Source organism: Ideonella sp., from assembly GCF_041287625.1.
Classification (GTDB): Bacteria; Pseudomonadota; Gammaproteobacteria; order Burkholderiales; family Burkholderiaceae_C; genus Ideonella.
The window spans coordinates 17,717-40,882 of sequence record NZ_JBGGNH010000064.1 but is presented as its reverse complement, the minus strand read 5'-3'; the positions used below and the strand labels follow the sequence as shown (position 1 = coordinate 40,882).

General features: G+C 68.2%; 21 protein-coding genes. 18 read left to right on the top strand and 3 right to left on the bottom strand.

Annotated elements, in window-relative coordinates; genetic code table 11:
• The first annotated feature begins 18 nt into the window (after positions 1–18).
• Positions 19–663 carry a chorismate lyase gene (locus ACAH41_RS23580; RefSeq protein ID WP_325655611.1) on the top strand — a complete coding sequence of 215 codons (645 nt, stop codon included), beginning with the start codon at positions 19–21 and terminating at the stop codon, positions 661–663.
• A 2-nt stretch (positions 664–665) separates the two neighbouring features.
• Here the strand turns inward: ACAH41_RS23580 and ACAH41_RS23575 are convergent, their stop codons facing one another.
• Positions 666–2,075: a serine hydrolase domain-containing protein gene (locus ACAH41_RS23575; RefSeq protein ID WP_325655612.1), complete on the bottom strand. Its 1,410-nt coding sequence runs from the start codon at positions 2,073–2,075 to the stop codon at positions 666–668.
• Between the two features lie 113 nt (positions 2,076–2,188).
• On the opposite strand from ACAH41_RS23575, the gene ACAH41_RS23570 reads away from it, so the two are divergent.
• The 11 genes from ACAH41_RS23570 (at position 2,189) to ACAH41_RS23520 (ending at position 12,320) form a co-directional block, all read left to right on the top strand.
• Positions 2,189–2,794, top strand: a complete 606-nt coding sequence (locus ACAH41_RS23570; RefSeq protein WP_325655613.1) for a 2-hydroxychromene-2-carboxylate isomerase — start codon at positions 2,189–2,191, stop codon at positions 2,792–2,794.
• Complete coding sequence (locus tag ACAH41_RS23565) at positions 2,781–3,971, top strand: YbfB/YjiJ family MFS transporter (protein WP_325655614.1); 1,191 nt, start codon at positions 2,781–2,783, stop codon at positions 3,969–3,971. Before ACAH41_RS23570 ends, ACAH41_RS23565 begins: the two co-directional genes overlap by 14 nt.
• A 23-nt stretch (positions 3,972–3,994) precedes the next feature.
• Positions 3,995–4,510, top strand: coding sequence for a YbaK/EbsC family protein (locus ACAH41_RS23560; protein ID WP_325655615.1), 516 nt, complete (start codon positions 3,995–3,997; stop codon positions 4,508–4,510).
• Between the two features lie 5 nt (positions 4,511–4,515).
• Entirely contained in the window at positions 4,516–4,797 is a 282-nt protein-coding gene (locus ACAH41_RS23555; protein WP_370538563.1) for a DUF1289 domain-containing protein, read from the top strand.
• Between the two features lie 36 nt (positions 4,798–4,833).
• Positions 4,834–5,484, top strand: a complete 651-nt coding sequence (locus tag ACAH41_RS23550; protein ID WP_325655616.1) for a hypothetical protein — start codon at positions 4,834–4,836, stop codon at positions 5,482–5,484.
• Positions 5,485–5,524: 40 nt separating this feature from the next.
• The gene (locus tag ACAH41_RS23545; RefSeq protein WP_325655617.1) at positions 5,525–5,842 is read left to right on the top strand and encodes a hypothetical protein; all 318 of its coding nucleotides are present in this window, start codon (positions 5,525–5,527) and stop codon (positions 5,840–5,842) included.
• A 228-nt stretch (positions 5,843–6,070) separates the two neighbouring features.
• Positions 6,071–7,849: an MFS transporter gene (locus ACAH41_RS23540; protein ID WP_370538562.1), complete on the top strand. Its 1,779-nt coding sequence runs from the start codon at positions 6,071–6,073 to the stop codon at positions 7,847–7,849.
• A 155-nt stretch (positions 7,850–8,004) separates the two neighbouring features.
• Positions 8,005–9,333 carry a hypothetical protein gene (locus ACAH41_RS23535; RefSeq protein ID WP_370538561.1) on the top strand — a complete coding sequence of 443 codons (1,329 nt, stop codon included), beginning with the start codon at positions 8,005–8,007 and terminating at the stop codon, positions 9,331–9,333.
• Position 9,334: 1 nt separating this feature from the next.
• Positions 9,335–10,486 (top strand): hypothetical protein, encoded by a 1,152-nt coding sequence (locus ACAH41_RS23530; RefSeq protein ID WP_325655619.1) that lies wholly within the window; start codon positions 9,335–9,337, stop codon positions 10,484–10,486.
• A gap of 154 nt (positions 10,487–10,640) precedes the next feature.
• Entirely contained in the window at positions 10,641–10,784 is a 144-nt protein-coding gene (locus ACAH41_RS23525; protein ID WP_325655620.1) for a hypothetical protein, read from the top strand.
• Between the two features lie 72 nt (positions 10,785–10,856).
• Entirely contained in the window at positions 10,857–12,320 is a 1,464-nt protein-coding gene (locus ACAH41_RS23520) for a chloride channel protein (protein ID WP_370538560.1), read from the top strand.
• Here the strand turns inward: ACAH41_RS23520 and ACAH41_RS23515 are convergent.
• A complete protein-coding gene (locus ACAH41_RS23515; RefSeq protein WP_325655621.1) occupies positions 12,296–13,378 on the bottom strand; it encodes a substrate-binding domain-containing protein in 1,083 nt (360 codons plus the stop codon). The genes ACAH41_RS23520 and ACAH41_RS23515 overlap by 25 nt on opposite strands.
• Before the next feature lie 170 nt (positions 13,379–13,548).
• On the opposite strand from ACAH41_RS23515, the gene ACAH41_RS23510 reads away from it, so the two are divergent.
• The 6 genes from ACAH41_RS23510 (at position 13,549) to fdhD (ending at position 21,701) form a co-directional block, all read left to right on the top strand.
• The gene (locus ACAH41_RS23510; protein WP_325655622.1) at positions 13,549–15,234 is read left to right on the top strand and encodes an OFA family MFS transporter; all 1,686 of its coding nucleotides are present in this window, start codon (positions 13,549–13,551) and stop codon (positions 15,232–15,234) included.
• Positions 15,235–15,493: 259 nt separating this feature from the next.
• Positions 15,494–15,964 (top strand): formate dehydrogenase subunit gamma, encoded by a 471-nt coding sequence (locus tag ACAH41_RS23505; protein ID WP_325655642.1) that lies wholly within the window; start codon positions 15,494–15,496, stop codon positions 15,962–15,964.
• Positions 15,961–17,547 carry an NADH-ubiquinone oxidoreductase-F iron-sulfur binding region domain-containing protein gene (locus tag ACAH41_RS23500; protein WP_325655623.1) on the top strand — a complete coding sequence of 529 codons (1,587 nt, stop codon included), beginning with the start codon at positions 15,961–15,963 and terminating at the stop codon, positions 17,545–17,547. Before ACAH41_RS23505 ends, ACAH41_RS23500 begins: the two co-directional genes overlap by 4 nt.
• Positions 17,548–17,601: 54 nt before the next feature.
• Positions 17,602–20,493 (top strand): formate dehydrogenase subunit alpha, encoded by a 2,892-nt coding sequence (gene fdhF, locus ACAH41_RS23495; protein WP_325655624.1) that lies wholly within the window; start codon positions 17,602–17,604, stop codon positions 20,491–20,493.
• Between the two features lie 63 nt (positions 20,494–20,556).
• On the top strand, positions 20,557–20,793 hold the full coding sequence (locus ACAH41_RS23490) for a formate dehydrogenase subunit delta (protein WP_325655625.1): 237 nt from the start codon (positions 20,557–20,559) through the stop codon (positions 20,791–20,793).
• A gap of 65 nt (positions 20,794–20,858) precedes the next feature.
• Complete coding sequence (gene fdhD / locus ACAH41_RS23485) at positions 20,859–21,701, top strand: formate dehydrogenase accessory sulfurtransferase FdhD (RefSeq protein ID WP_325655626.1); 843 nt, start codon at positions 20,859–20,861, stop codon at positions 21,699–21,701.
• Here fdhD and ACAH41_RS23480 read toward each other — a convergent pair whose 3' ends face one another.
• Positions 21,702–23,030 carry a DEAD/DEAH box helicase gene (locus ACAH41_RS23480; protein WP_325655627.1) on the bottom strand — a complete coding sequence of 443 codons (1,329 nt, stop codon included), beginning with the start codon at positions 23,028–23,030 and terminating at the stop codon, positions 21,702–21,704.
• Positions 23,031–23,166 lie beyond the last annotated feature (136 nt).

Sequence of the window (23,166 nt, the reverse complement as noted above, 5' to 3'; positions counted from 1 at the left end):
TCTCGTGAACCAGCCCTGATGCGCCAGCTGGCCCCGTTGCGCACGCTGCGTGCTGCCGCGCCGGCCGGCCGGCCCACGCACGGCCTGGCCAAGGCGCGCGCCGTGCGCGGGGCCGACCAGCGCTGGCTGGCCGCTGAAGGTTCGTTGACGGTGCACCTGCGCACCGCGCGCCCGCCGCTGTCGGTGAGGGTGCTGGCGCAAGGGCTGCGGCCGTGCAATGCGGGTGACGCAAAGGCACTGGGCCTGCGCGCCGGCGCGGCGGTGCATGCGCGCACCGTGCTGCTGATCGGCGCCGGCCAGCCGATGGTGTTCGCGCATTCGGTCACGCCGGCCGCGGCCGCCGCGCGCGGGCCGTGGAAGGCGCTGCGTGGCCTGGCGCAGCGGCCTCTGGCCGAACTGCTGTTCACGCGCGGCGACGTGCAGCGCTCGCCACTGTCGCAGCACTGGCTGCCCGCTGCGCACCCAGTGGCCCGCGCGCTGTGCCGTGCCTGGTCCGAGGCCACCGGCCAGCCGTGTCCGGCGCGTGGCGTGTGGCAGCGCTGGTCCACCTTCCACCGCCATGGCCAGGCGCTGCTGGTCGGCGAATATTTCGTGCCGGGACTGATGGCCGGCTGGCCAGCGCGCCGGGCACAGCGTGCGCTGCGCTACCACCGCGCAGACTGAGATCACTCCGGCGTGATCGTCGCGGCGCGCAGGGCGCCGCCAACTGCGCGGCTGAAATCGAAGCGGAACCACTGCGCGCCGAAGCGCAGCAGGTAGCGCCGTTCGCCATCGATGCCCTGGCCGCGGTACACCAGCGCTTCGGGCCGGCCATAGTTGTCCAGCGCGTTTTGCAATGTCAGCCGCACGGCCGGCGCAAGCGCGATGTCGGCGCTTTGCGTGCCTTGTTTCAGCGCCACCAGCCAGGCCCGCACCTGCTGCGTCAGCGCTGGGTCCTCGCCTGGCACTGGCGCATGGGCGGCTCGGGCTTCGGGGTGCAGCACCTCGAACAGCGAGGCCGACAGCGCCGAGGCATTCAGCGCCTCGTGGTTCACCAGCACGACGATGGTCAGTTGGTCCGCTGGATACAGCATCAGGCTGGACGAGAAGCCCAACGTGCCACCGCCGTGCCACAGCCGCGGATGGCCGGCCTGTCGGTCGACGAATAGGCCAAAGCCGTAGCCGTCAGGCTGGCCGTCGTTCAGCATGGCGGGCGTGGCCATGGCCTGGAACTGCGCGGGTGCGACCACGCGGCCACCAGCCAGCGCATCGGCCCAGGCCAGCAGGTCGTCGGCGGTCGACACCAGTTCTCCCGCACCGCGAATCCAGCTCGGCTGGAAGCGCGGCGCGGGCTGCACCTGGCCGGCTTCGGTGCTGTGGCCACTGGCCAGGTCCGGCCAGCGCAAGGTGCCGTCGCTGGCGCCGGTGTGGGCCATGCCGGCAGGGCCCAGCACCTGCTCGCCCAGCCGGCTCGCAAACGGCTGGCCGCTGACGGTCTCGACGATGCGGGCCAGCAGCAGGTAGTTCGTGTTGCTGTAGCGAAAGCGGCTGCCCGGTGTGAACTGCAGCGGCGCGGCCTGCACGGTTGCCAGTACCTGCTCGAAGCGGGCCGGGGTCTGCGTCGCGTTGGCGGCGAAAGCCTCCGTGCCGGCGAAGTCCGGCAGCCCGCTGGTCTGCTGAAGCAATTGCCGCACGCTGACCCGCGCGGCGGCCGGGAATGTGGGCACAAACTTGCCGACCGCGTCGTCCAGCGAGAGCCGGCCGGCCTGCACCAGCTGCAGCACCGCGGCCGCGGTCATCTGCTTGGTGATGGAGCCGATCTCGAAGGCCGTGTCCTCGTGCATGGCCCGGCCGCTGGTGGTGTCCGCCAGGCCATAGGCGCGGCGGAACACCGGCTCGCTGCCACGGCGGATCGCCACCACGGCGCCGGGCGCGTGCTGCGCGCGCAGCGCCTCGCGCACGGTGCTGTCGATGGCGTCGGCCTCGGCGGCGGCGAGCGGTGCGGCGCGCGTTGCCAGTGGGTTCAGCGCCAGCAAGGCCGAAAGCGCCAGGGCCTGGAAGTGCCGTCGTGCGGCGTGGGCAGGAGGGTGCAGCATGGCGCCAATGCTAGGCATGGCCTTGCCGCGTGCGGTACTGCTGCGACGAAACTGCGCAACCGGGGCATGCACTGTCGCCACGCGCGACGGATCGGTCTATCGTTTGCACGATCATGCCCGCCGCCATCGACTTCTTCTTCGACTTCTCGTCGCCCTATGCCTACATCGCCAACGAATGGATCGACGCGCTGGCCGCGCGCCACGGCCGGCCGGTGCGCCGCCACGCCATCCTGCTGGGCGTGGCCTTCCAGGCCGCAGAGCTGAAAAGCCCGGTGTCGCATCCGGTCAAGCGCGAATACACGCTGCTGGACTTCGAGCGCTCGGCGCGTTTCGAGCGCGTGCCTTACCGCCAGCCCTCGCCGTTCCCCATCGCCACGCAAAACGCCGCCCGCGTGTTCTGGTGGCTGCACGACACGCAAGGGCCGGATGCCGCCGCCGCCTGGTCCCGCGCCGGCATGCGGGCCTATTTCACGCGCGGCGTGCCGCTGAACGAGCCGGTGGCGCTGAAGGCGTTGGTGGCCGAAACCGCGCTGGACGCCGAGGCCGCGCAGGACGCCTGGGGCGACCCGGTGTGGAAGCAGCGCCTCAAGCAGGCCAACGACGACGCACTGGCGCTGGGCGTGTTCGGTGCGCCGTTTTTCATCATCGACGGCGAACCCTTCTGGGGCAACGACCGCAAGCCGCAGCTCGAACGCCGCCTGGCCGATGGCCGCATCTGACGCCGCCGGCCTGCGGCCCTGGCAGGTCATCACCGGCGGGCTGTGCGGCCTGGTGCTGACCATCGGGCTGGCGCGTTTTGCCTACACGCCGCTGCTGCCTGCGCTGCAGGCGCAAACCGGGCTGAGCGACCGCGATGCCGGCCTGCTGGCGGCCGTGAACTACGCCGGCTACATGAGCGGGGCGCTGCTGGCCTCGTACATCGACGACCCGCGCTGGCGCCAACGCCTGTACGGCGGCGGGCTTTGGCTGGCACTGCTGAGCACCATGGCCATGGGCCTGGGCGCCTGGCTGCCGGGCTGGATGCTGCTGCGTTACCTGGGCGGGCTGTGTGGCGCGGCGGGCATGCTGCTGGGCTCGGGCCTGGTGCTGAACTGGCTGATGCGCGCCGGGCGCCGGCCGGAGCTGGGCTTGCATTTCATGGGGCTGGGGTTGGGCATCGTGGTGTCGGCCGTGTGCGCCTGGCTGTTCACGCGCTGGTGGCCACATTGGCCGGCACACTGGTGGGCGCTGGGTGGCGTGGGGGCGCTGTTCCTGTGGCCAGCCTGGTGCTGGCGCCCGCCGGTGCCGCCAGCCAGCGCCCACCCTGGTGCGGCGGGCGCTGCGCCGGGACCGTCGCTGCGCTGGCTGGCCACCTTGTCGGCCGCGTACTTCGCCGCGGGCTGGGGCTTTGTCATCAGCGCCACCTTCACCGTCACCATTGTCGAGCGCGAGCCGGCGCTGGCCGGGCAGGGCGCGCTGGCCTGGGCGCTGGTGGGCCTGGCCGCCATGCCGGCTGTGTTCCTGTGGGACCGGGTGGCACGCCGGCTCGGTGAGCAAAGGGCGCTGCTGATTGCGTTTGCGCTGCAGACGCTGGCGGTGCTGCTGCCTGCGCTGTCGGGCTCGCTGGCAGCGGCGCTGCTGGGCGCCATTGGCTATGGCGCGACCTTCATCGGCATTGTCAGCCTGACCCTGGCGCTGGTGGGCCGCCGCTCGCCGCACAACCCCGGCAAGGCCATGGCGCGGCTGACGCTGAGCTACGGCGCCGCGCAAATCATCGGGCCCGCGCTGGCCGGCGGCATGGCGCAGGCCAGTGGCGGTTTCCATGGCGCGCTCTACCTGACGGCTGCGGTCATGACGGTTGGCTTGCTGCTGCTGGCCAGCTTGCCCAAGGTGGCCGACCCGGCGGCGAAACGCTGAGCGCTTGCCGCCACAATGTCGGCATGAGCGCCGAGATCGAATCCTCCTCCTCCGCCTTCGAAGCCCCGCACGAGGGCTTTGCGCTGGTCACCCGCCTGCTGGCCGAGCGTGGCCACCCGCACCTGCCGAAGTGGCTGGACGTGCCGGCCCGCACCTGCCAGGAGGCGGCCGATGCGCTGGGCCTGGCGACCGGGCAGATCGCCAAGAGCGTGATCTTCCGGCGCAAGGCTGACGAAGTGGCGGTGCTGGTCATCGCCGCGGGCGACCAGCTGGTGGACGAGAAAAAGGTCGCCGCGCTGGTCGGCCCCATTGGCCGGGCCGACGCGGCCTTCGTCAAGGCGCGCACCGGCTTTTCCATCGGCGGCGTCTCGCCGGTCGGCCATGCCACGCGACCGGTCACGCTGATCGACCGCACGCTGTTCCGCTTCGACGAAGTGTGGGCCGCCGCCGGTCACCCGAACGGCGTGTTCCGCCTGCACCCGGACGAGCTGGTGCAGCTCACCGGCGCGCCGGTGGCCGACGTGGCGCAGGAAGGCTGAGCTGAGTGGACCGCTCCGTTCCCGCTTTTGTGCTGGACGCGCCACCGGTCCTGCCCGCGGATTGGTCCGCTGGCCAGCCGGTGCCGTCGCCCTGCGTCTCGGTCTGCCGCATGGACCCGGCCACCGGCTGGTGCGAAGGTTGCCTGCGCAACATCGACGAAATCATCGCCTGGTCGCGCCAGGACGAGGCCGGCAAGCTGCAGGTCTGGGCCCGGTTGCCCGGGCGCTGGCAACAGCAGCAGGACGCCTTGTTCGACCCTTTGCCACCGTCGCCCGGCGCCAGCTGACTCCGTTCCCCCACTCCCGTCACCCGAGGCCAAAGCATGCAGTTGAATGACCCCGTCCCGTGGCGTGAGGCGGCCCAGGCGTTCTGGATGTGGCTGTTCGAGCACCAGGCCGAGCTGGATGCCTTGCGCGGCCCCGACGACGTCTTCTGGGACGAGCTGCTGCTGCGCCTGCAGGCACTCGACGAAGGCCTTTGGTTCGAGGTCTCGTCGGCCGAGGTCTCTCCGCGCGAACTGGTCATCACCGCGCAGGGCGATGTGGACCTGTTCGACAAGGTCGAAACCCTGGTGGCGCTGGCTTCGCCGCTCACCGGCTGGCTGGTCATTGCGCTGAAGCCACCGCTGGGCTTCGACTTCGGCATCCGCTACCAGGGCATCGAGCTGCAGCCAGCCGAGCTGTGGTTCCAGCCGCTGCTGGACGAAGACGCGCCGCACATGCTGGGCCTTCGCATTGCCGTGCCCGGCTTCATCCCCGAGATGGAAGAGGAGTTCGACAATGGCGTGCTGATCGTGCTGGACACCGCCCTGGGCGAACGCGCTGCAGCCACCGAAGTCGAGCTGCTGGAAGTCTGCGAGCTCCCGGCCCATCCGCCCGAAGAAGGCTTTTTCCCGCTGCCCGAGCTGCTGGGTTACCTGGCTTGGCGGCAGCAGCAGACCTTGCTCGGGTTCGGCGGCCAGGCCCGGCACTGACCTTGCATCTGACCCTCTTCCAAGCTGAAGGAGTGCCACCATGGGTTTGTTTGTCATCGTGGCCTACAAGCCCAGGCGGGGCCAGGACCAGGTGTTGCGCAGTTTGATCGACAAGCACTTGCGGGTGCTGGCCGAGCAGGGGCTGGTGAGTGACCGGCCGGCCTACGTCATGCAGGCGGCCGAAGGCACGCTGGTGGAGGTTTTTGAATGGCGTTCGGCCGAGGCAGTGGCCGCGGCGCACGGCAACCCGGCGGTGCTGGCGCTGTGGGCCGAGTTCGCCGAGGTTTGCGACTACGTGCCGCTGGCCAGCCTGCCGGAGTCGCACACGATGTTTGCCGAGTTCACTGCCCTGGCCTGAGCTCGGCTCGTTCCGAGCCCCCGTGCTGCGGGTTTGCACTGACCCTGCCGGCCCCTGGGACTTTCCCTCGCCAAGCGTCTGTTTTCCGCATGCCGGAACGATGCCTCAGGGTTCGACCGGAGTTTGTCAGTTTCCGTTCAGCTTCGCGTCAGAAGCGGGTCAGCGCCAAGGCCAACAGTGCGCAGCAGCGTCGCCGTTGGGGCAGCGCTCGGTCATCAGGAGACAAACATGGCAACAGTGGCAATGACACCGACGGTGTCGACCGCGCCGATGACAGCGGAGGAGAAGAAGGTCATCTTCGCGTCCTCGCTGGGCACGGTGTTCGAGTGGTACGACTTTTATCTCTACGGCACCTTGGCCGTGATCATCGGCAACCAGTTCTTCTCGGCGCTGGACCCGGCCTCGCGCACCATCTTCTCGCTGCTGGCCTTCGCCGCCGGCTTCATCGTGCGGCCATTCGGTGCGCTGGTCTTCGGCCGCCTGGGCGACATGATTGGCCGCAAGTACACCTTCCTGGTGACCATCCTGATCATGGGCCTGTCGACCTTCATCGTCGGCGTGCTGCCCAACTATGCGTCCATCGGCATCGCCGCACCGGTGATCCTCATCGTGCTGCGCATGCTGCAAGGCCTGGCGCTGGGCGGTGAATACGGCGGTGCCGCGACCTACGTCGCCGAGCATGCACCGCACGGCAAGCGCGGCGCCTACACCGCGTGGATCCAGACCACCGCGACCATGGGCCTGTTCCTGTCGCTGCTGGTGATCCTGGGAACCCGCACCGCGGTGGGCGAAGAAGAGTTCGCCAAGTGGGGCTGGCGCATCCCGTTCATCGTCTCCATCCTGCTGCTGGGCATCAGCGTGTGGATCCGGCTGTCGATGAATGAATCGCCGGCCTTCAAGAAGATGAAGGCCGAGGGCAAGACCTCCAAGGCGCCGCTGACCGAATCCTTCGGCCAGTGGAAGAACCTGAAGATCGTGATCCTGGCGCTGGTCGGCCTGACCGCCGGCCAGGCCGTCGTCTGGTACACGGGCCAGTTCTACGCGCTGTTCTTCCTGACCGGCGCACTGAAGGTGGATGGGGCCACGGCCAACATCCTGATCGCGCTGTCGCTGCTGATCGGCACGCCGTTCTTCCTGGTCTTCGGCTCGCTGTCGGACAAGATCGGCCGCAAGCCCATCATCATGGCCGGCTGCCTGATCGCCGTGCTGACCTATTTCCCGGTCTTCCGCATGATCACCGAGTCGGCCAATCCCGACCTCGCACGTGCCCAGGCCAGCGCCAAGGTCACGGTGACGGCCGACCCGAAGGAGTGCTCGTTCCAGTTCAACCCGACCGGCACCGCCAAGTTCACCAGTTCGTGCGACGTGGCCAAGCAGAAGCTGGCCGGCGCCTCGGTGAGCTATGACAACGTGGAGGCACCTGCCGGCACACCGGCCGTCATCAAGATCGGTGAGACCGTGATCAGCACGGCCGTCAGCCCGGAGGACATTGCCACCGCCAAGGCCGGCGCCGAGAAGAAGCTGGCCGACCTGAAGGCCGCCGCCACGCCGGATGGCAAGGCCATCACCGCCGCCGAAGCCAGCCTGAAGGCGCTGAGCGACGAAAAGACCGCCAAGGACCCGGTGCTGACCGGCAAGCTCAAGGCCGCACTGAAGGCCGCCGGCTACCCGGACAAGGCCGACCCGGCCAAGATGGACAAGGTCAAGCTGGTTGCGCTGCTGACCTTCCTGGTGATCCTGGTCACCATGGTCTACGGCCCGATCGCCGCGATGCTGGTGGAGATGTTCCCGACCCGCATCCGCTACACCTCGATGAGCCTGCCGTACCACATCGGCAACGGCTGGTTCGGCGGCTTGCTGCCAGCCACCGCACTGGCCATCGTGGCCCAGACCGGCAACATGTACAACGGCCTGTGGTACCCGATCATCATCGCCGGCGCCACCTTCGTCATCGGCATGCTGTTCGTGCGCGAGACCAAGGACGTGGACATCTACGCGGGCGATTGAGCGATCAGCTTCCCATCACAACAAGGCGGCCCTGCGGGGCCGCTTTTTAATTTCGCGAGCCGATTCAAGGCGATCTCCTTTCAAGATTCATGAGCCGGCCGGCCAGTGCACAAAGGCCCATAATTTGGCTGAACTCCCGTTGGGACCTCCCGCACATGACCGAACCCAGCATCTGGTCGTTCCAGGACAACTTTGACTTTCGCCTCGATGTCGACGCGAAAAGTCCCTTCCATTACCCGCTGGAGCAGCATCGGGGTGCCTACAGCCGGCAGCGGATGTTGACGGCCTTCCACCTGGACCCCGCCGGCCAGTTGCGTCCAGGCACCAAGGCCAAGACGGCCGAGGCGGTCTTGTTTGGCGGCCATGTCGGGTGTGGAAAATCTACCGAGCTGCGCGACTACGCCGGCCTGTTCCGGCATGCTTACACGGTGCACCAACTGGAGCTGACCAAGCAGTTGGACATCAACAATTTGCGCTTCAGCGACTTGCTGATCGCGTTGGCGCAAGCTTTGGTGGACACCTTCGAGGATGCGCAGTTGTCGCTGCGACCGGACCCGGTGTTCATCAAGCCCGTGGTGGACTGGTTCGAGACGCGGATCCTGAAGCAGGAGCGTTTCAAGGACATCGAAGGCGAGGTCAAGACCGAAATCAAAGCGCAGGGCGGCATTCCATTCCTGGCCAGCTTGCTGGCGACCATGACGGCCAAGGTGCGCGGGGGAGCAAGCTATCGCGAGGAACTGCGGCGCGAAGTGCGCGATGGTTTCCTGCAGTTGTCGTTGCATTTCAACGCCTTGATTGCGCACGCCAATGGACTGCTGAGCCATCAGGGCCACGGACCGTTGCTGTTCATCATTGACGGCACCGACAAGCTCTCGAAAGAAGATGCGGATGCGTTCTTCCATGCGGACGTCAATCAGCTCAGCCAGATCCAGACCAACCTGATTGTTTGCGCGCCGATTTCAGTGCTGCTGGAGGTTTCGGTCACAGCGCAGCGGTTCACGCGTGTGCAGTTGCCGATGGTGAAGGTCTTCAATGAAGATGAGACGACACGCGGCGGCGAAGAAGATGCGCTGATCGCACTGGTGTGCAAACGCATGCCGCTGGTGTATTTCGACGATGAGGAAACCGTGCGCTACCTCGTTCAGTGCAGCGGCGGCCACGTGCGTGACCTGCTGCGGCTGGTACGGGCAGCGTTCTCGCGCATCACGCAGGACCTCATCACGCGCGAGGTGGCGGAGCAAGCCGTGCGCGACGTGGCCTCCGAATACCAGCGGCTGGTGCGGCAGAGCGATTGGGCCGAGTTGGTCCGCATCGACCTGTCGCGTGGCGAGGAAAAGGATCGCACCGACGACCGGCTGCGCATGCTCTACGACCTGGTGCTGCTGGAGTACAACAACTACTGGTGGCGCAGCCATCCGCTGGTGCGTTTGCTGCCGCCTTACGCGAAGGCGCGCCAATCGGCCGCGGCAGACGGCGCGGGTTGAAATGAACGCCGACGGCGCCCCAAGCGATGCCGCTCAGGCACTGCCGGATGTCCGCAGCGAGCACTCGGGCAGTTTTGTTCGCCTGGCCCAACTCTGGGGGCATCCAGGCCATTTCAGCCTGGTGCTGGCCGCGGTGGACAACATCGCCTACCGGGACGCACTGATCGAAAGGCTGGGGCAGATCGCACCGGCGGAACGCATGGACCTGGGGCCGGAACTGGGGCCTGACGAATGGTTGATTGGGGCCGAGCGAGCGCAGCTTGCCGGTTCAGGCAGGCTTCATCTGTGTTTCCCGCTGGATAGGCCGCGGGGCGCCTTGTGGTGGCAGCAGGCCAACGTTCTTCGTGAGCGCTTGGCCGACGCGCTGCCCGGCATCCAGGTGCTGTGGCTGTCCGATGCCGACATTGATGCCATGGCGCACCAGGCGCCCGATTTGTGGAACTGGCGTGAGATGGTGGTGTCGTTCACGGCCGTTGTCACGAGGACCGCAGAACCTGTTGCGGGTTCGCGTTTCGAGCCGGCGTCCGGCAAAGAAGCAGTCGAAGTCATGGCACGACTGCAGGCCATCGAGCAGTACCTTGCCCGATCGGACTTGGAAGGCGCCGGTTCCGCCAACCTGCACCTGGAGGCCGCCCAGGCCTATTGGCGCCTGGGACAGATGGGCCGGAGCGCCGAACATGCAAGGATCGCTGCCCTGGCGTTTTCGAAGGGCGGCGACGAACTGCACGCGGCCCAGGCCAAGGCCCAGATCGCGCGGTGCTTGCACGTGCAGGGGCAGCCGAACGAGGCTTTGCGCTTGCTCACCAGCGAAGTACTGCCTGTATTTGATCGCCTAGGCGACGTGCGCTCGCGGGCGGTGACGATGGGCAAGATCGCCGACGTGCTGCAGGCGCGGGGGGATTTGGAAGAGGCACTGAGGATCCGGCGCGAAGAACAGTTGCCGGTCTATGAACAGCTGGGCGACGTGCGCGAGTTGCTTGTGGGGCGAGTCAACCTGGCCGTTGGCCTGCATTTGCGTGGACATGGGGCGGACAGCGCCGAGGCGGCGAGACTGTTGGCACTGGCTCATCAGGCGGCGCAGCAAATGCAATTGCCGGAAGCAAGCCAAGTGGCTCAGCTCTACCAAAAGCTCTTTGGGATGTCGCCGCCTTGAGTCGGCTGTGTAAATCCAGTTGACGCAAGGCGGCCCTGTTGGCCCCTGTTTACCCGCGCAATCCGGTTGTCAGCTTGGTGTCGGCTGGTGTTGGGGTGGCGTCAGCGCCGGTCGATAGCCTGCGGGCTTCAAATAACTGACGGAGACAAGTGCGATGTGGAAGCTGGCTTTGGGTTTTGTGCTGTTCGCCGCGCTGGCGCTTTTCGTGGTGATGAAGGCCGGTGATTCGGTCGACATGAGCGGCGAGAAGCACGGGATCGAGTCCCATGCCCCGGAGGCCTCCGGCACTGCGCCCTGAAGTACCCTGTATCCCTGCCGCGAGCCTGCCTGAAGGCCGCGAAACAGGGCGAGGGCCGCCTATCATCGGGGCATGCAGTTGCCCAAACAGTTGCCGACCCGCTGGCTGGCCATGCTCGGGCGCGTGTTGCGCGCCGGCCAGGCCAGGGCGCAAGCGGCGGTGCGCGGCGTGCACGGTGTGGCGCCCGATTTCTGGGGCAATCTCCAGCAAGAGATGGTGGCCGGCCGGCAGTGGGTGGACCGCGCGGTGGTGCTTGTCTATGCGGTCCTGACCGGACTGCTGGTGGTCGGCTCCACGCTGCTGGCCGAACATGCGTATCAAGCCTTCCTGCTGTTGCGCGGTACGGTACCGGGCGGGCGCTGGTGGGCACTGGCCTGGACGCCTGCGGTCACGGTGCTGGTGCTGTGGTGCACCCGCCGCTGGGTGCCGGGAGCGCTGGGCTCCGGCATTCCGCAGGTGGTGCGGGCGTTGGAAAACGACCTGACGCCGTCGCAGCGCAGCGCGCTGGTCTCGCTGCGACTGTCGCTGGCCAAGGTGGTGCTGGTGGCCGGCGGCATGCTGGCCGGGCTGTCCATTGGCCGAGAGGGGCCGACGGTGCAGGTCGGCGCCGGTGTGATGGACCATGCGCGGCGCTGGCTGTCGCCGCTGTCGGGCATCGACAGCCATGACCTGATGGTGGCCGGTGCGGCGGCAGGCATCGCGGCCACCTTCAACACGCCGCTGGGCGGCGTGATCTTCGCGATGGAGGAACTCTCGCGCCGGCGAGGCATTTCGCACAGCGCGCTGGTGATTGCGGCCATCGTGCTGAGCGGCCTGGTGTCGGTCTCGGTGTTTGGCAACCACACCTATTTCGGCGAGCTGCAGGTGCAGCGGCTGAACTGGCACATGTTCTTTCCCGGACTGCTGGTGGCGCTGACGGCCGGGCTGGGCGGCGGGCTGTTTTCGCGGCTGGTGGTGGTCTCGATGCGCGGACTGCCCGACCGGGTCAGCGGCTGGCGCCGGTCGCATCCGCTGCGCTTTGCCGCCGGCTGCGGGCTGGCGGTGGCCGTCATCGGCCTGGTGACCGGCCAGGCCACGGCAGGCGCCGGCTACGCGCCGACGCGCGACATGCTCGAAGGCGAGGCGCAGCTGCCGGGCGTGTTCACGCTGCTGAAGTTCTGCGCCACCTGGCTGTCGGCCTGGTCCGGTGTGCCGGCGGGCGTGTTTGCGCCGTCGCTGGCGGTGGGTGCGGGGGTCGGGCGGGACATTGCCTTGCTGACCGGCATCACCGGCGACGCGGCGATTCCGCTGATCGCGCTGGGCATGGTCGGCTTCCTGGCCGCGGCCACGCAGGCACCACTGACGGCCTTCATCATCGTGATGGAAATGGTCTCCGGCCACGCGATGGTGCTGAGCCTGATGGCCAGCGCGATGCTGGCCAGCGGCGTGTCGCGGCTGCTGGCGCGGCCGATGTACGAGGAGCTGGCCGGCCTGCTGCGCATTGCCCCGGCCGCGCCTCAAGCGGGCAAGCTTCAGCCCAGCGCTGCAGGTTCCTGAAAGGCCTCGACCAGCGGGGTGACCCGGCCTGCGTGGCGGGCGTCGTAGCCGGGCAAGGCGTCGAGCTGGGCGCGCATCGCCGGGTCGCGCAGCCGCGCCAGCAACTGTTGCATGGCCGGCCGGTCCAGCGTCTGGGCATGGCAGAGCAGGAAGTAACGCTCGTTGGCCAGCGGCATGAAGTCCAGCCCGAAGCGGCGGGCCGGCGGCTCCAGACCGAAGCCGACGTCAGCCATGCCGCTGGCCACGTAGGCCGCCACCGCGGCATGGGTGAACTCCCCCTGCTCAAAGCCGGAGATGCGACCAGCATCCAGCCCCTGCGCGGCGAGCAGCCGCTCCAGCAGGAAGCGGGTGCCGGAGCCGGCCTGGCGGTTGATGAAGCGCAGGCCCGGCCGCAGCAGGTCGGAGAGTTCGTAGACCTTCGCTGGATTGCCGCAGGCGACCATCAGGCCCTGGCGGCGGGTGGCGATGTCGATCACGCAAAGCGACGGCTCGCCCAGCCAGCGGGCGTAGTGGGCGAGCGTGGCCGTCGCCAGCGGCCCCAGCGGCACATGGAAGCCAGCGGCATCACAGGCGTGGTCGCACAGTGCGGCGACAGCCTCGGTGCTGCTGCCGTAGCGTCGTTCCACCGCCATGCCGTCCTGGCTCAGCCCGCTGACCAGCGCCTCGATCGCAAAACCGTGGCTGGCATGCAGCCGCAGCACGGGGGGCGCATGGACGACAAGGCGGCCGATCTCGGCTGCCAGCTCCGAGGCCAGCGAGTCCAGCACCGGCTTGAGCCGCGCGGCAATGCGGTGGTCGGCCCAGACCAGCTTCTCGCCGAGGGCGGAGAGCTTCGAGCCCTTGCCGCGCGCCATGTGCAGCAGCGGCGTGCCGAAGAGTGCTTCGCCCTGGCGCACCAGGTCCCAGGCGTGACGATAGGACAGGCCGAGATGCTGGCAGGCGGCCAGCAGGCTGCCCTGCGCATGCACTTGCACCAGCAGCGTCAGCAGACGGGTGGGCACTGCGCTGCCGTCCGGGGTCTGGATGGTCCAGACGGGTTGAATTGAGATCTTGTCCATGCGGGATTGCACTTTAGGCGGTGGCGGGCACATGTGAACTGCAATGCCTTGCATATTGCGCCTTGGCCCGCCTATTGCGACCATCGCCGAGCACCTGTTGCCGGTGCGGGGTGCGGGTCGTTGGGATCGGTTCGCATTACCCCTGTTGTCACAAAAAGGAGTATCGAACGATGTCCACCACCGTAGCAGGCGACATGCCGCCCGCGGCGCAACCTTCCTCTGGCTTCTTGTCCAAGGAACGCATCATTGCCGCGCCCGGTTTCAACCGCTGGCTCGTGCCGCCCGCGGCACTCGCGATCCATCTTTGCATTGGCATGGCTTACGGCTTCTCGGTGTTCTGGCTGCCACTGTCGAAGGCGTTGGGCATCAAGGAAGCCCTCAAGTGCGGCCCCGAAGTGGGCTTCTGGCAGGAGCTTTTTGTTACCAATTGTGACTGGAAGGTGTCGACGCTGGGCTGGATGTACACCGCCTTCTTCGTGCTGCTGGGTTGCTCGGCGGCGCTGTGGGGTGGCTGGCTGGAACGGGCCGGACCGCGCAAGGCCGGCGTGGTGGCCGCGGTGTGCTGGTGCGGCGGCATGCTGATGTCGGCCGTCGGGGTGATGCAGCATCAATTCTGGATGCTGCTGCTGGGCTCCGGTGTCATTGGCGGCATCGGCCTGGGGCTTGGCTACATCTCGCCCGTCAGCACTTTGATCAAGTGGTTCCCTGACCGCCGTGGCATGGCCACCGGCATGGCCATCATGGGTTTTGGCGGCGGCGCGATGATCGGCTCGCCGCTGGCAGCCGAGCTGATGAAGACCTTTGCCACGCCCACCGATGTGGGCGTGGCCCAGACCTTTGTCGTGATGGCCCTGGTCTATTTCGTCTTCATGATGGGTGGCGCGCTGGCCTACCGTGTGCCGGCCACCAACTGGAAGCCAGAGGGCTGGACGCCGCCGCCGGCGCAGACCGGCAACGCGATGATCACCCAGGGCCATGTCCACGTGAAGAAGGTCTGGGGCATTCCGCAGTTCTGGCTGGTGTGGATGGTGCTGTGCATGAACGTGTCGGCCGGCATCGGCGTGATCGGCATGGCCAGCCCGATGCTGCAGGAGATCTTTGGTGGCAGCCTGATCGGCCTGAGCGGTGACGCGGCCAAGTTCACCGCCCTCGACAAGGGTCAGCTCACGGCCATCGCCGGCGTTGCCGCCGGTTTCGCGGCGCTGATCAGCCTGTTCAACATCGGGGGCCGCTTCGTCTGGGCCAGCCTGTCGGACAAGCTGGGCCGCAAGATGACTTATGTGGTCTTCTTTGTGCTCGGCGCGGCCATGTACGCGAGCATCCCGGCCAGTGCCGCCGCCGGCTCCAAGCTGCTGTTCGTCGGCGCGGTCTGCGTGATCCTGAGCATGTACGGCGGCGGCTTCGCCACCGTGCCGGCCTACCTGGCCGACCTGTTCGGCACGCAGATGGTGGGCGCCATCCACGGCCGCCTGCTGACCGCCTGGGCGACCGCCGGCATCCTGGGCCCGGTCGTCGTGAACTACATGCGCGACTACCAGCTCGGCTTGGGGCTCCCGCGCGAGCAGGTCTACAACCAGACCATGTACATCCTGGTCGGCATGCTGGCCATCGGCCTGGTCTGCAACCTGCTGGTCCGCCCGATCGACAAGAAGCATTTCATGAGCGATGCCGAACTGGCCGAGGAAAAGCGGCTGGCGCATGACAAGGCGGCGGTGGCAGCGCAGGGCGGCGTGGGCCATGCAGCTGCGCACGTCAGCAACCCCGTCTGGGTGGTGCTGGCCTGGGCGGCCGTGGGCATCCCGCTGGCCTGGGGCATTTACCGCACCGGCCTGAGCGTGACGAAGTTCTTCCATTGACAGTCCGAGCGAGGCCGGCGGTGTGCCGCCAGCCCCGCGAAGGCGCAGGCTATCGCGGCGCGGCCGGAGCGCCGCCAAGGCTCGGCAGTTGCCAGGCCTCCAAGGTTCTTTGTTCGAGCCCTGTCTCGAACCTGCTCTTGATTCAGAGGATGCCAGCATGAAGCCAGATCGTCCCTTGTCCGTTGCCGGTGCGCCGGTGGTGGCCCCTTTGGTCTTCGTGCCGCGCACGTCCAAGATCCCCGGCGCCGGGGCGGAGCCGATGGCGCCCGCGCTGGCCGCGCAGGTCAATCCGCTCATCGCTGCCCACCGCGATCGGGCCGGCGCGCTGTTGCCGCTGCTGCACGCCGTCCAGGAACGGCTGGGCCATGTGCCGCCGATGGTGGTGCCGGCGATTGCCGAGGCGCTGAACCTCTCGCGTGCCGAGGTGCATGGGGTGGTCAGCTACTACCACTTCTTCCGCAGCACGCCGCCGGGCCGGCATGTGGTGCAGGTCTGCCGGGCCGAGGCCTGCCAGGCCTGTGGGGCCGACGAGCTGCTGGCCGAGGCCGAGGCCTTGCTGGGCTGCAAATCCCATGAAACCCGCAGCGACGGCGCGGTGACGCTGGAGCCGGTGTTCTGCCTGGGCCTGTGTGCCTCCTCGCCTGCCGTGCAGGTGGACGACCAGCTGCATGCCCGCATGACCCCCGCCCGGCTGCGCCAGCTCGGCGAGCAACTGGAGATCCTGGCATGAACACCGCAGTCGCTCCTGTCACCGTTTACGTGCCGGCCGATTCGGCGGCGCTGGCCGCCGGTGCCGACGCTGTCGTCACCGCGCTGCAGACTGGCTGCGCCCAGCGTGGCCTGGCCATGGCACTGGTGCGCAACAGCTCGCGCGGCATGTTCTGGCTGGAACCGCTGGTTGAAGTGGCCACGCCGGCTGGCCGCGTCGCGTATGGCCCGGTCACGCCGGAAGACGTGCCCGGCCTGCTCGATGCCGGCATGCTGCAAGGCGGTGCGCATGCGCTGCGTCACGGCATTACCGAGCAGATTCCCTTTTTGGCCCTGCAGGAGCGCCTGACCTTCCGCCGCATGGGCGTGACGGACCCGCTCTCGCTGAGCGACTACGCTGCCCACGAAGGCTGGGCCGGCCTGCGCCGCGCCGTGACGCTGGACAGCGCCGCGCTGGTCCATGAAGTCACCCATTCGGGCCTGCGCGGCCGCGGTGGCGCTGCCTTCCCGGCCGGCATCAAGTGGAAGACCGTGGCGGGGGCGGTCTCGGCGCAGAAGTACGTCGTCTGCAATGCCGACGAAGGCGACTCCGGCACCTACTCCGACCGCATGACGATGGAGGGCGACCCCTACATGCTGATCGAGGGCATGACCATCGCCGCGCTGGCCGTGGGCGCCTCCATGGGCTACGTCTACATCCGCTCCGAATACCCGCATGCGGTCGCCGCGATGAGCGAGGCCATCGCCCGCGCCACCGCCGCCGGCTTCCTGGGCGACGATGTGCTGGGCAGCGGCAAGCGCTTCCACCTGGAGGTGCGCAAGGCCGCGGGCGCTTACGTGTGCGGCGAAGAGACGGCGATGCTGGAGAGCCTTGAAGGCCGGCGCGGCATCGTGCGCGCCAAGCCGCCGCTGCCAGCGCTGCAAGGCCTGTTCGGCCAGCCCACGGTGATCAACAACGTGATCACCTTCGCCAGCGTGCCCATCATCCTCTCGCGGGGGGCCGATTTCTACCGTGGCTACGGTATGGGCCGCTCGCACGGCACGCTGCCGTTCCAGCTGGGTGGCGACATTCGCCACGGCGGCCTGGTCGAAAAGGCCTTCGGCCTGACCCTGCGCGAGCTGCTCTACGGCTTTGGCGGCGGCACCCGCAGCGGCCGGCCCATCAAGGCTGTGCAGGTGGGTGGCCCGCTGGGCGCCTACGTGCCCGAATCGCAGTGGGACGTGCCCATGGATTACGAAGCCTATGCCGCCATGGGCGCGGCGCTGGGCCACGGCGGCATCGTGGTGCACAGCGACAAGGCCGACATGGCCAAGCTGGCGCGCTACGCGATGGAATTCTGCGCGCTGGAGAGCTGCGGCAAGTGCACGCCGTGCCGCATCGGCTCCACCCGCGGGGTCGAGGTGATCGACCGCATCCTGGTGGGCAGCCATCGCGAGCAGCAGGTCGAACTGCTGCGCGACCTTTGCGACACGATGCTCAACGGCAGCCTGTGCGCCATGGGCGGGATGACCCCTTATCCGGTGCTGTCTGCCCTGAATCACTACCCTGAGGACTTCGGTCTGGTGCCGGCTGTTGCCGCCGCGCCCGATCCGCAGCTCGCCTGATCCGCGCTGCCGGATCACCCGCCCCATCATTGCCTGCACCCGAGGACCGCCATCATGCTGAACCACCTCAAGACAGAGATCGATTTTGGAACCCCTGCGCGCGAATCTGCGCAAGAGGTCACGCTGAACATCGACGGTTACCCGGTCAAGGTACCCAAGGGCACCTCGCTGATGCGGGCCGCCGTGGAGGCCGGCATCCAGGTGCCCAAGCTCTGCGCCACCGACAGCCTGGAGCCCTTCGGCTCCTGCCGGCTGTGCCTGGTGGAGATCGACGGCCGGCGCGGCTTCCCGGCCTCCTGCACCACGCCGGCCGAACAAGGCATGGTCGTGCGCACCCAGACGCCCAAGCTGCAGCAGCTGCGCAAGGGCGTGATGGAGCTGTACATCTCCGACCATCCACTGGACTGCCTGACCTGCAGCGCCAATGGCAACTGCGAGCTGCAGGACATGGCCGGCGTCACCGGCCTGCGCAATGTGCGCTACGGCGTGGGCGGCAAGGAGGTCGACGGCATTTCCGGTGCGCACCATTGCGACACGCCTCAGGACACCTCCAATCCTTACTTCACCTACGACGCCAGCAAGTGCATCGTCTGCAACCGCTGTGTGCGGGCGTGTGAGGAAACCCAGGGCACCTTTGCGCTGACGATTTCCGGCCGGGGCTTCGAGAGCCGCGTCTCGCCGGGCCAGGACCAGCCCTTCATGGACAGCGAGTGCGTGTCGTGCGGGGCCTGCGTGGAAGCCTGCCCGACGGCGACGCTGCAGGAAAACAGCATCATCGAGCTCGGCCAGCCCGAGCACAGCCTCATCACCACATGTGCCTATTGCGGCGTGGGCTGCGGCTTCAAGGCGGAGATGAAGGGCAACACCGTGGTCCGCATGGTGCCCTGGAAAGACGGCAAGGCCAACGACGGCCACAGCTGCGTCAAGGGCCGCTTCGCCTGGGGTTACGCCACCCACGCAGACCGCATCACCACGCCGATGATCCGCAAGAAGATCAGCGACCCGTGGCAGCCCGTCAGCTGGGACGAGGCCATCGGCTACGCCGCCTCGGAGTTCAAGCGCATCCAGGCCGCGCACGGCAAGGATTCGGTGGGCGGCATCACCTCCAGCCGCTGCACCAATGAAGAAACCTACCTGGTGCAGAAGCTGATCCGCGCGGCTTTCGGCACCAACAACGTCGACACCTGCGCCCGGGTCTGCCACTCGCCCACCGGCTACGGCCTGGGCCAGACCTTCGGCACCTCGGCCGGCACCCAGACCTTCAAGTCGGTCGAGCAGTCGGACATGATCCTGGTCATTGGCGCCAACCCCAGCGATGCGCACCCGGTGTTCGCCTCGCGCATGAAGCGCCGGCTGCGCGAAGGCGCCAAGCTGGTGGTGGTCGATCCGCGCAAGATCGACCTGGTCAGCTCGCCGCATGTGCGGGCTCAGCATCATCTGGCGCTGCGCCCCGGCACCAACGTGGCGATGATCTCGGCCCTGGCCCATGTGGTGGTCACCGAAGGCCTGGTCAACGAAGCCTACGTGGCCGAGCGCTGCGACACCAAGAGCTTTGCCGAATGGCGCGAATTCGTCGCCCGGCCGGAGAACTCGCCCGAGACGCTGGAAGCGGCCACTGGCGTGCCGGCGGCCGAGGTGCGGGCTGCCGCGCGGCTGTATGCCGCGGGTCCGAATTCGGCCATCTACTACGGGCTGGGCGTCACCGAACACGCGCAGGGCTCGACCATGGTCATCGGCATTGCCAACCTGGCCATGGCCTGCGGCATGGTGGGCCGCGAGGGCGTGGGCGTGAACCCGCTGCGCGGCCAGAACAACGTGCAGGGCAGTTGCGACATGGGCAGCTTCCCGCACGAACTGCCGGGCTACCGCCACATTTCCGATACCACCGCCCGCAACCTGTTCGAGGCGGCCTGGGGTGTGACACTCAGCCCCGAGCCCGGCCTGCGCATTCCGAACATGTTCGACGCCGCGCATGAGGGCAGTTTCCTGGGCCTGTACTGCCAGGGCGAGGACATCGTGCAGTCCGACCCCAACACCCAGCACGTGGCCGATGCGCTGAGCCGCATGGAATGCATCGTCGTGCAGGACATCTTCCTGAACGAAACCGCCAAGTACGCCCACGTGTTCCTGCCCGGGTCTTCGTTCCTGGAGAAGGACGGCACCTTCACCAATGCCGAGCGCCGCATTTCGCGCGTGCGCCAGGCCATGCCGCCGCTGCCGGGCCTGGCCGACTGGGAGGTCACCGTCAAGCTTTCGAACGCCCTCGGCTACCCGATGGATTACGCCTCGCCCGAGCAGGTGATGGACGAGATCGCGATGCTCACGCCCAGCTTCGCCGGCGTGAGCTACGAGAAGATCGAACGCCTGGGCAGCGTGCAGTGGCCCTGCAACGACAGCACCGAAGAAGCCGGCACCGCCATCATGCACCGCGAGAAGTTCGTGCGCGGCAAGGGCAAGTTCATCATCACCGAGTACGTGCCCAGCGAGGAAAAGGTTACCCGCAAGTACCCGCTGCTGCTGACCACAGGCCGCATCCTCAGCCAGTACAACGTGGGCGCGCAGACCCGCCGCACGCCGAACAACCAGTGGCATGACGAAGACAGGCTGGAGATCCACCCGCACGACGCCGAGGAGCGCGGCGTGCGCGCTGGCGACTGGGTGGGCGTGGAAAGCCGCGCTGGCCACACGGTGCTGCGCGCGGTGCTCAGCGAGCGCATGCAGCCGGGCGTGGTCTACACCACCTTCCACTTCCCCGAATCCGGCGCCAACGTGATCACCACCGACGCCTCCGACTGGGCCACCAACTGCCCGGAATACAAGGTGACGGCGGTGCAGGTGATGCCGGTGGCCCAGCCCTCGGAATGGCAGCGCGGCTACGCCGAGTTCAACCAGACCCAGCTGGACCTGCTGGGCCAGGCGCGGCGCGCGGAGGTGGTCGGCAAATGAAGACCGTCACCACTGTCTCCCGGCCCGCCGTCCCGCTCCGCGGGCAATCTGAAAGCGCGTTTCATGGACGTTGAACACCTGGTCCGCATGGCCAACCAGATCGGCCAGTTCTTCCAGGCCCAGCCCGACCGGGCCGAGGCGCTGGACGGCATTGCCACCCACATCCGCAAGTTCTGGGCGCCGCGCATGCGCCAAGCCCTGGCGCGGCACATCGCGGCCCGGGCCGAAGCCGGCGCAGAAGACGGGCTGCTGCCCATCGTGCGCGACGCCTTGCAGGTGCGCGCAGACCTGCTCGACTGAGCGCCCCCAGTGCGAGAGCCTGCGCAAGCCGGGGCGGGCGTTTGCGCGCAGAATCTGCCGCCAGCATGAGCGACGATTTTTCTCCCCATCTTCTTTCGCCGGCCGACGAGTCCCTGCCGCCCGCCACGCTGCCTGTCAGCGTTCAGCGCGTGCGGCAGGGCCAGTTGCGGGACCATGCCGAGTCCGACCAGCTGGCCACCGAAACGCCGGTCGCGCTGGTCTTCAACGGCATTTCGCATGCCGTGATGATGGCCACGCCGGCCGATCTCGAAGCCTTCGCTTTGGGCTTTGCGCTGTCCGAAGGGCTGCTGCTGTCGCCGGCCGAATGCCACGGCATTGACGTGATCTCGAACGCGCAAGGCGTCGAGGTCCAGCTCGAAGTGGCTGCCGCCGCCGAGATGCGGCTCAAGGACCAGCGCCGCACGCTGGCCGGCCGCACCGGCTGCGGCCTGTGCGGCATCGACAGCCTGACGCGCCTGGACCTGCTGCCCGAGCGCCTGTCGCCACCCGCCTGGCTGGCCGAACTGCCGCCGGCCACCGTGTTGAAGGCCTTCATGCAGATGCCCGCGCTGCAGCCGCTGAACGCCTTGACCGGCGCGCACCACGCCGCCGGCTGGGCCACGCGCGAGGGCGAGCTGCTGCAGGTGATGGAAGACGTGGGCCGCCACAACGCGCTGGACAAGCTGCTGGGCAGCCGGGTGCGGGCAAGCTTGCCGATGGACGACGGCTTCATCGTGATGTCCAGCCGCGCCAGCTACGAGCTGGTGCGCAAGTGCGCCCGCCTGGGCGTGCCGCTGCTGGCCACGATCTCGGCGCCGACCTCGCTGGCCGTCGACATCGCCCAGCAAGCCGGCCTGCACCTCTACGGCTTCTGCCGGGGTGAGCAGGCAGTGCGTTACGTGCCCTGATCAGCGAGGGCGCCGCTGGGCCTGCGCGGCGGCGGCCGCAGCCTCTTCGCGCAGCTTGTCCTTCTTGCTCTTGCGCTTGCCCTTGATGCCGCCATTCGGGTCCAGCCCGGTGCCGGCCGGCAGTGGCGTGTCGCCGGTGTCTTCCTCGACCGACGCGGCCGGCGCGGAATGGTGCACGTGCGGCTCGAAACCGGCGATCTGCTCGCGCGGCACGCGTTGGCCCTGGCGGTTCTCGATCAGGCGGAAATGCGCCTCCGTGGCCGGTGTCACGAAGCTGATGGCCTCGCCCTCGGCACCCGCGCGGCCGGTGCGGCCGATGCGGTGCACATGGTCCTCGGATGAGCGCGGCAGGTCGTAGTTGACGACCAGCGGCAGCGCGTCGATGTGCAGGCCGCGGGCGGCCATGTCGGTCGCCACCAGCACCTGCAGCTTGGACTGCTTGAAGGCATGCAGCATGTTCTGCCGCGCGCCCTGGCTCAGCCCGGCGTGGAAGGGCTCGGCCGCCACGCCTGCGAGCGCCAGCTTGTGCGCCACCTTCTCGGCCGCATGCTGGCTGGCCACGAAGACCAGCGCGCGCGCGTCCTGCTTCAGCTCGATGCGCTGGGCCAGCAGGTGGCGCAGCAGCGAGGTGCGGCGGGTTTCCTCGACCACCAGCGCGCGCTGGCGGATGTCCGGCCGCGCCGTGGCCAGGTTGCTCAGGCGGATCTGTTCGGGCTCGTGCAGCCACTGTTCCGCCAGCGTGGTGACGGCCGGCGGGAAGGTCGCCGAGCTCAGCACCGTTTGCCGCCGGGCCGGCAGCAGCGCCAGCACCTCGGCCAGCTCTTCCTCGAAGCCCAGCGCCAGCAGCCGGTCGGCTTCGTCCAGCACCAGCGTCTTGACCTGGCCCAGCGACAGCGCGTTGTGCCGCACCAGGTCCAGCAACCGGCCGGGCGTGGCGACGACGATGTCGGCCCCGCCGCGCAAGCCCATCATCTGCGGGTTGATCGACACGCCGCCGAACACCACCGCGATCTTCACCAACCCAGGCAGGCTGTGCGCCAGTTCGCGCAGCGTCTCGCCCAGCTGCAGCGCCAGCTCGCGCGTGGGCACCAGCAGCAGCGCATGCGTGGGCCGCGGGTGTTGCGCCGCACCGGCCAGCCATTGCTGCAACAGCGGCAGCGCCAGCGCCACCGACTTGCCCGCGCCGGTGCGCGCCTGCATCAGCACATCGCGCCCCGCCAGCAAGGGCGGAATCGCCGCGGCCTGCACAGGGGTTGGCTCCGGCAAGCCCTGGTCGGCCAGCGCACGCAGCAGGGCGGGCGCCAGGCCCAGGGATTCAAAGGACGTCATCAAGCGCTTTTCATGGTCTGGCCGGCAGTGTAGGTGGCGCGGCGTCAAGTGCTGGCAGGCAAGCCCCTGCACCGTGTGGCATGCCACGGTGGCGCCGGGTGCGTCCGCGGTTTAGCATCGCCGCTCGATTCAAAGA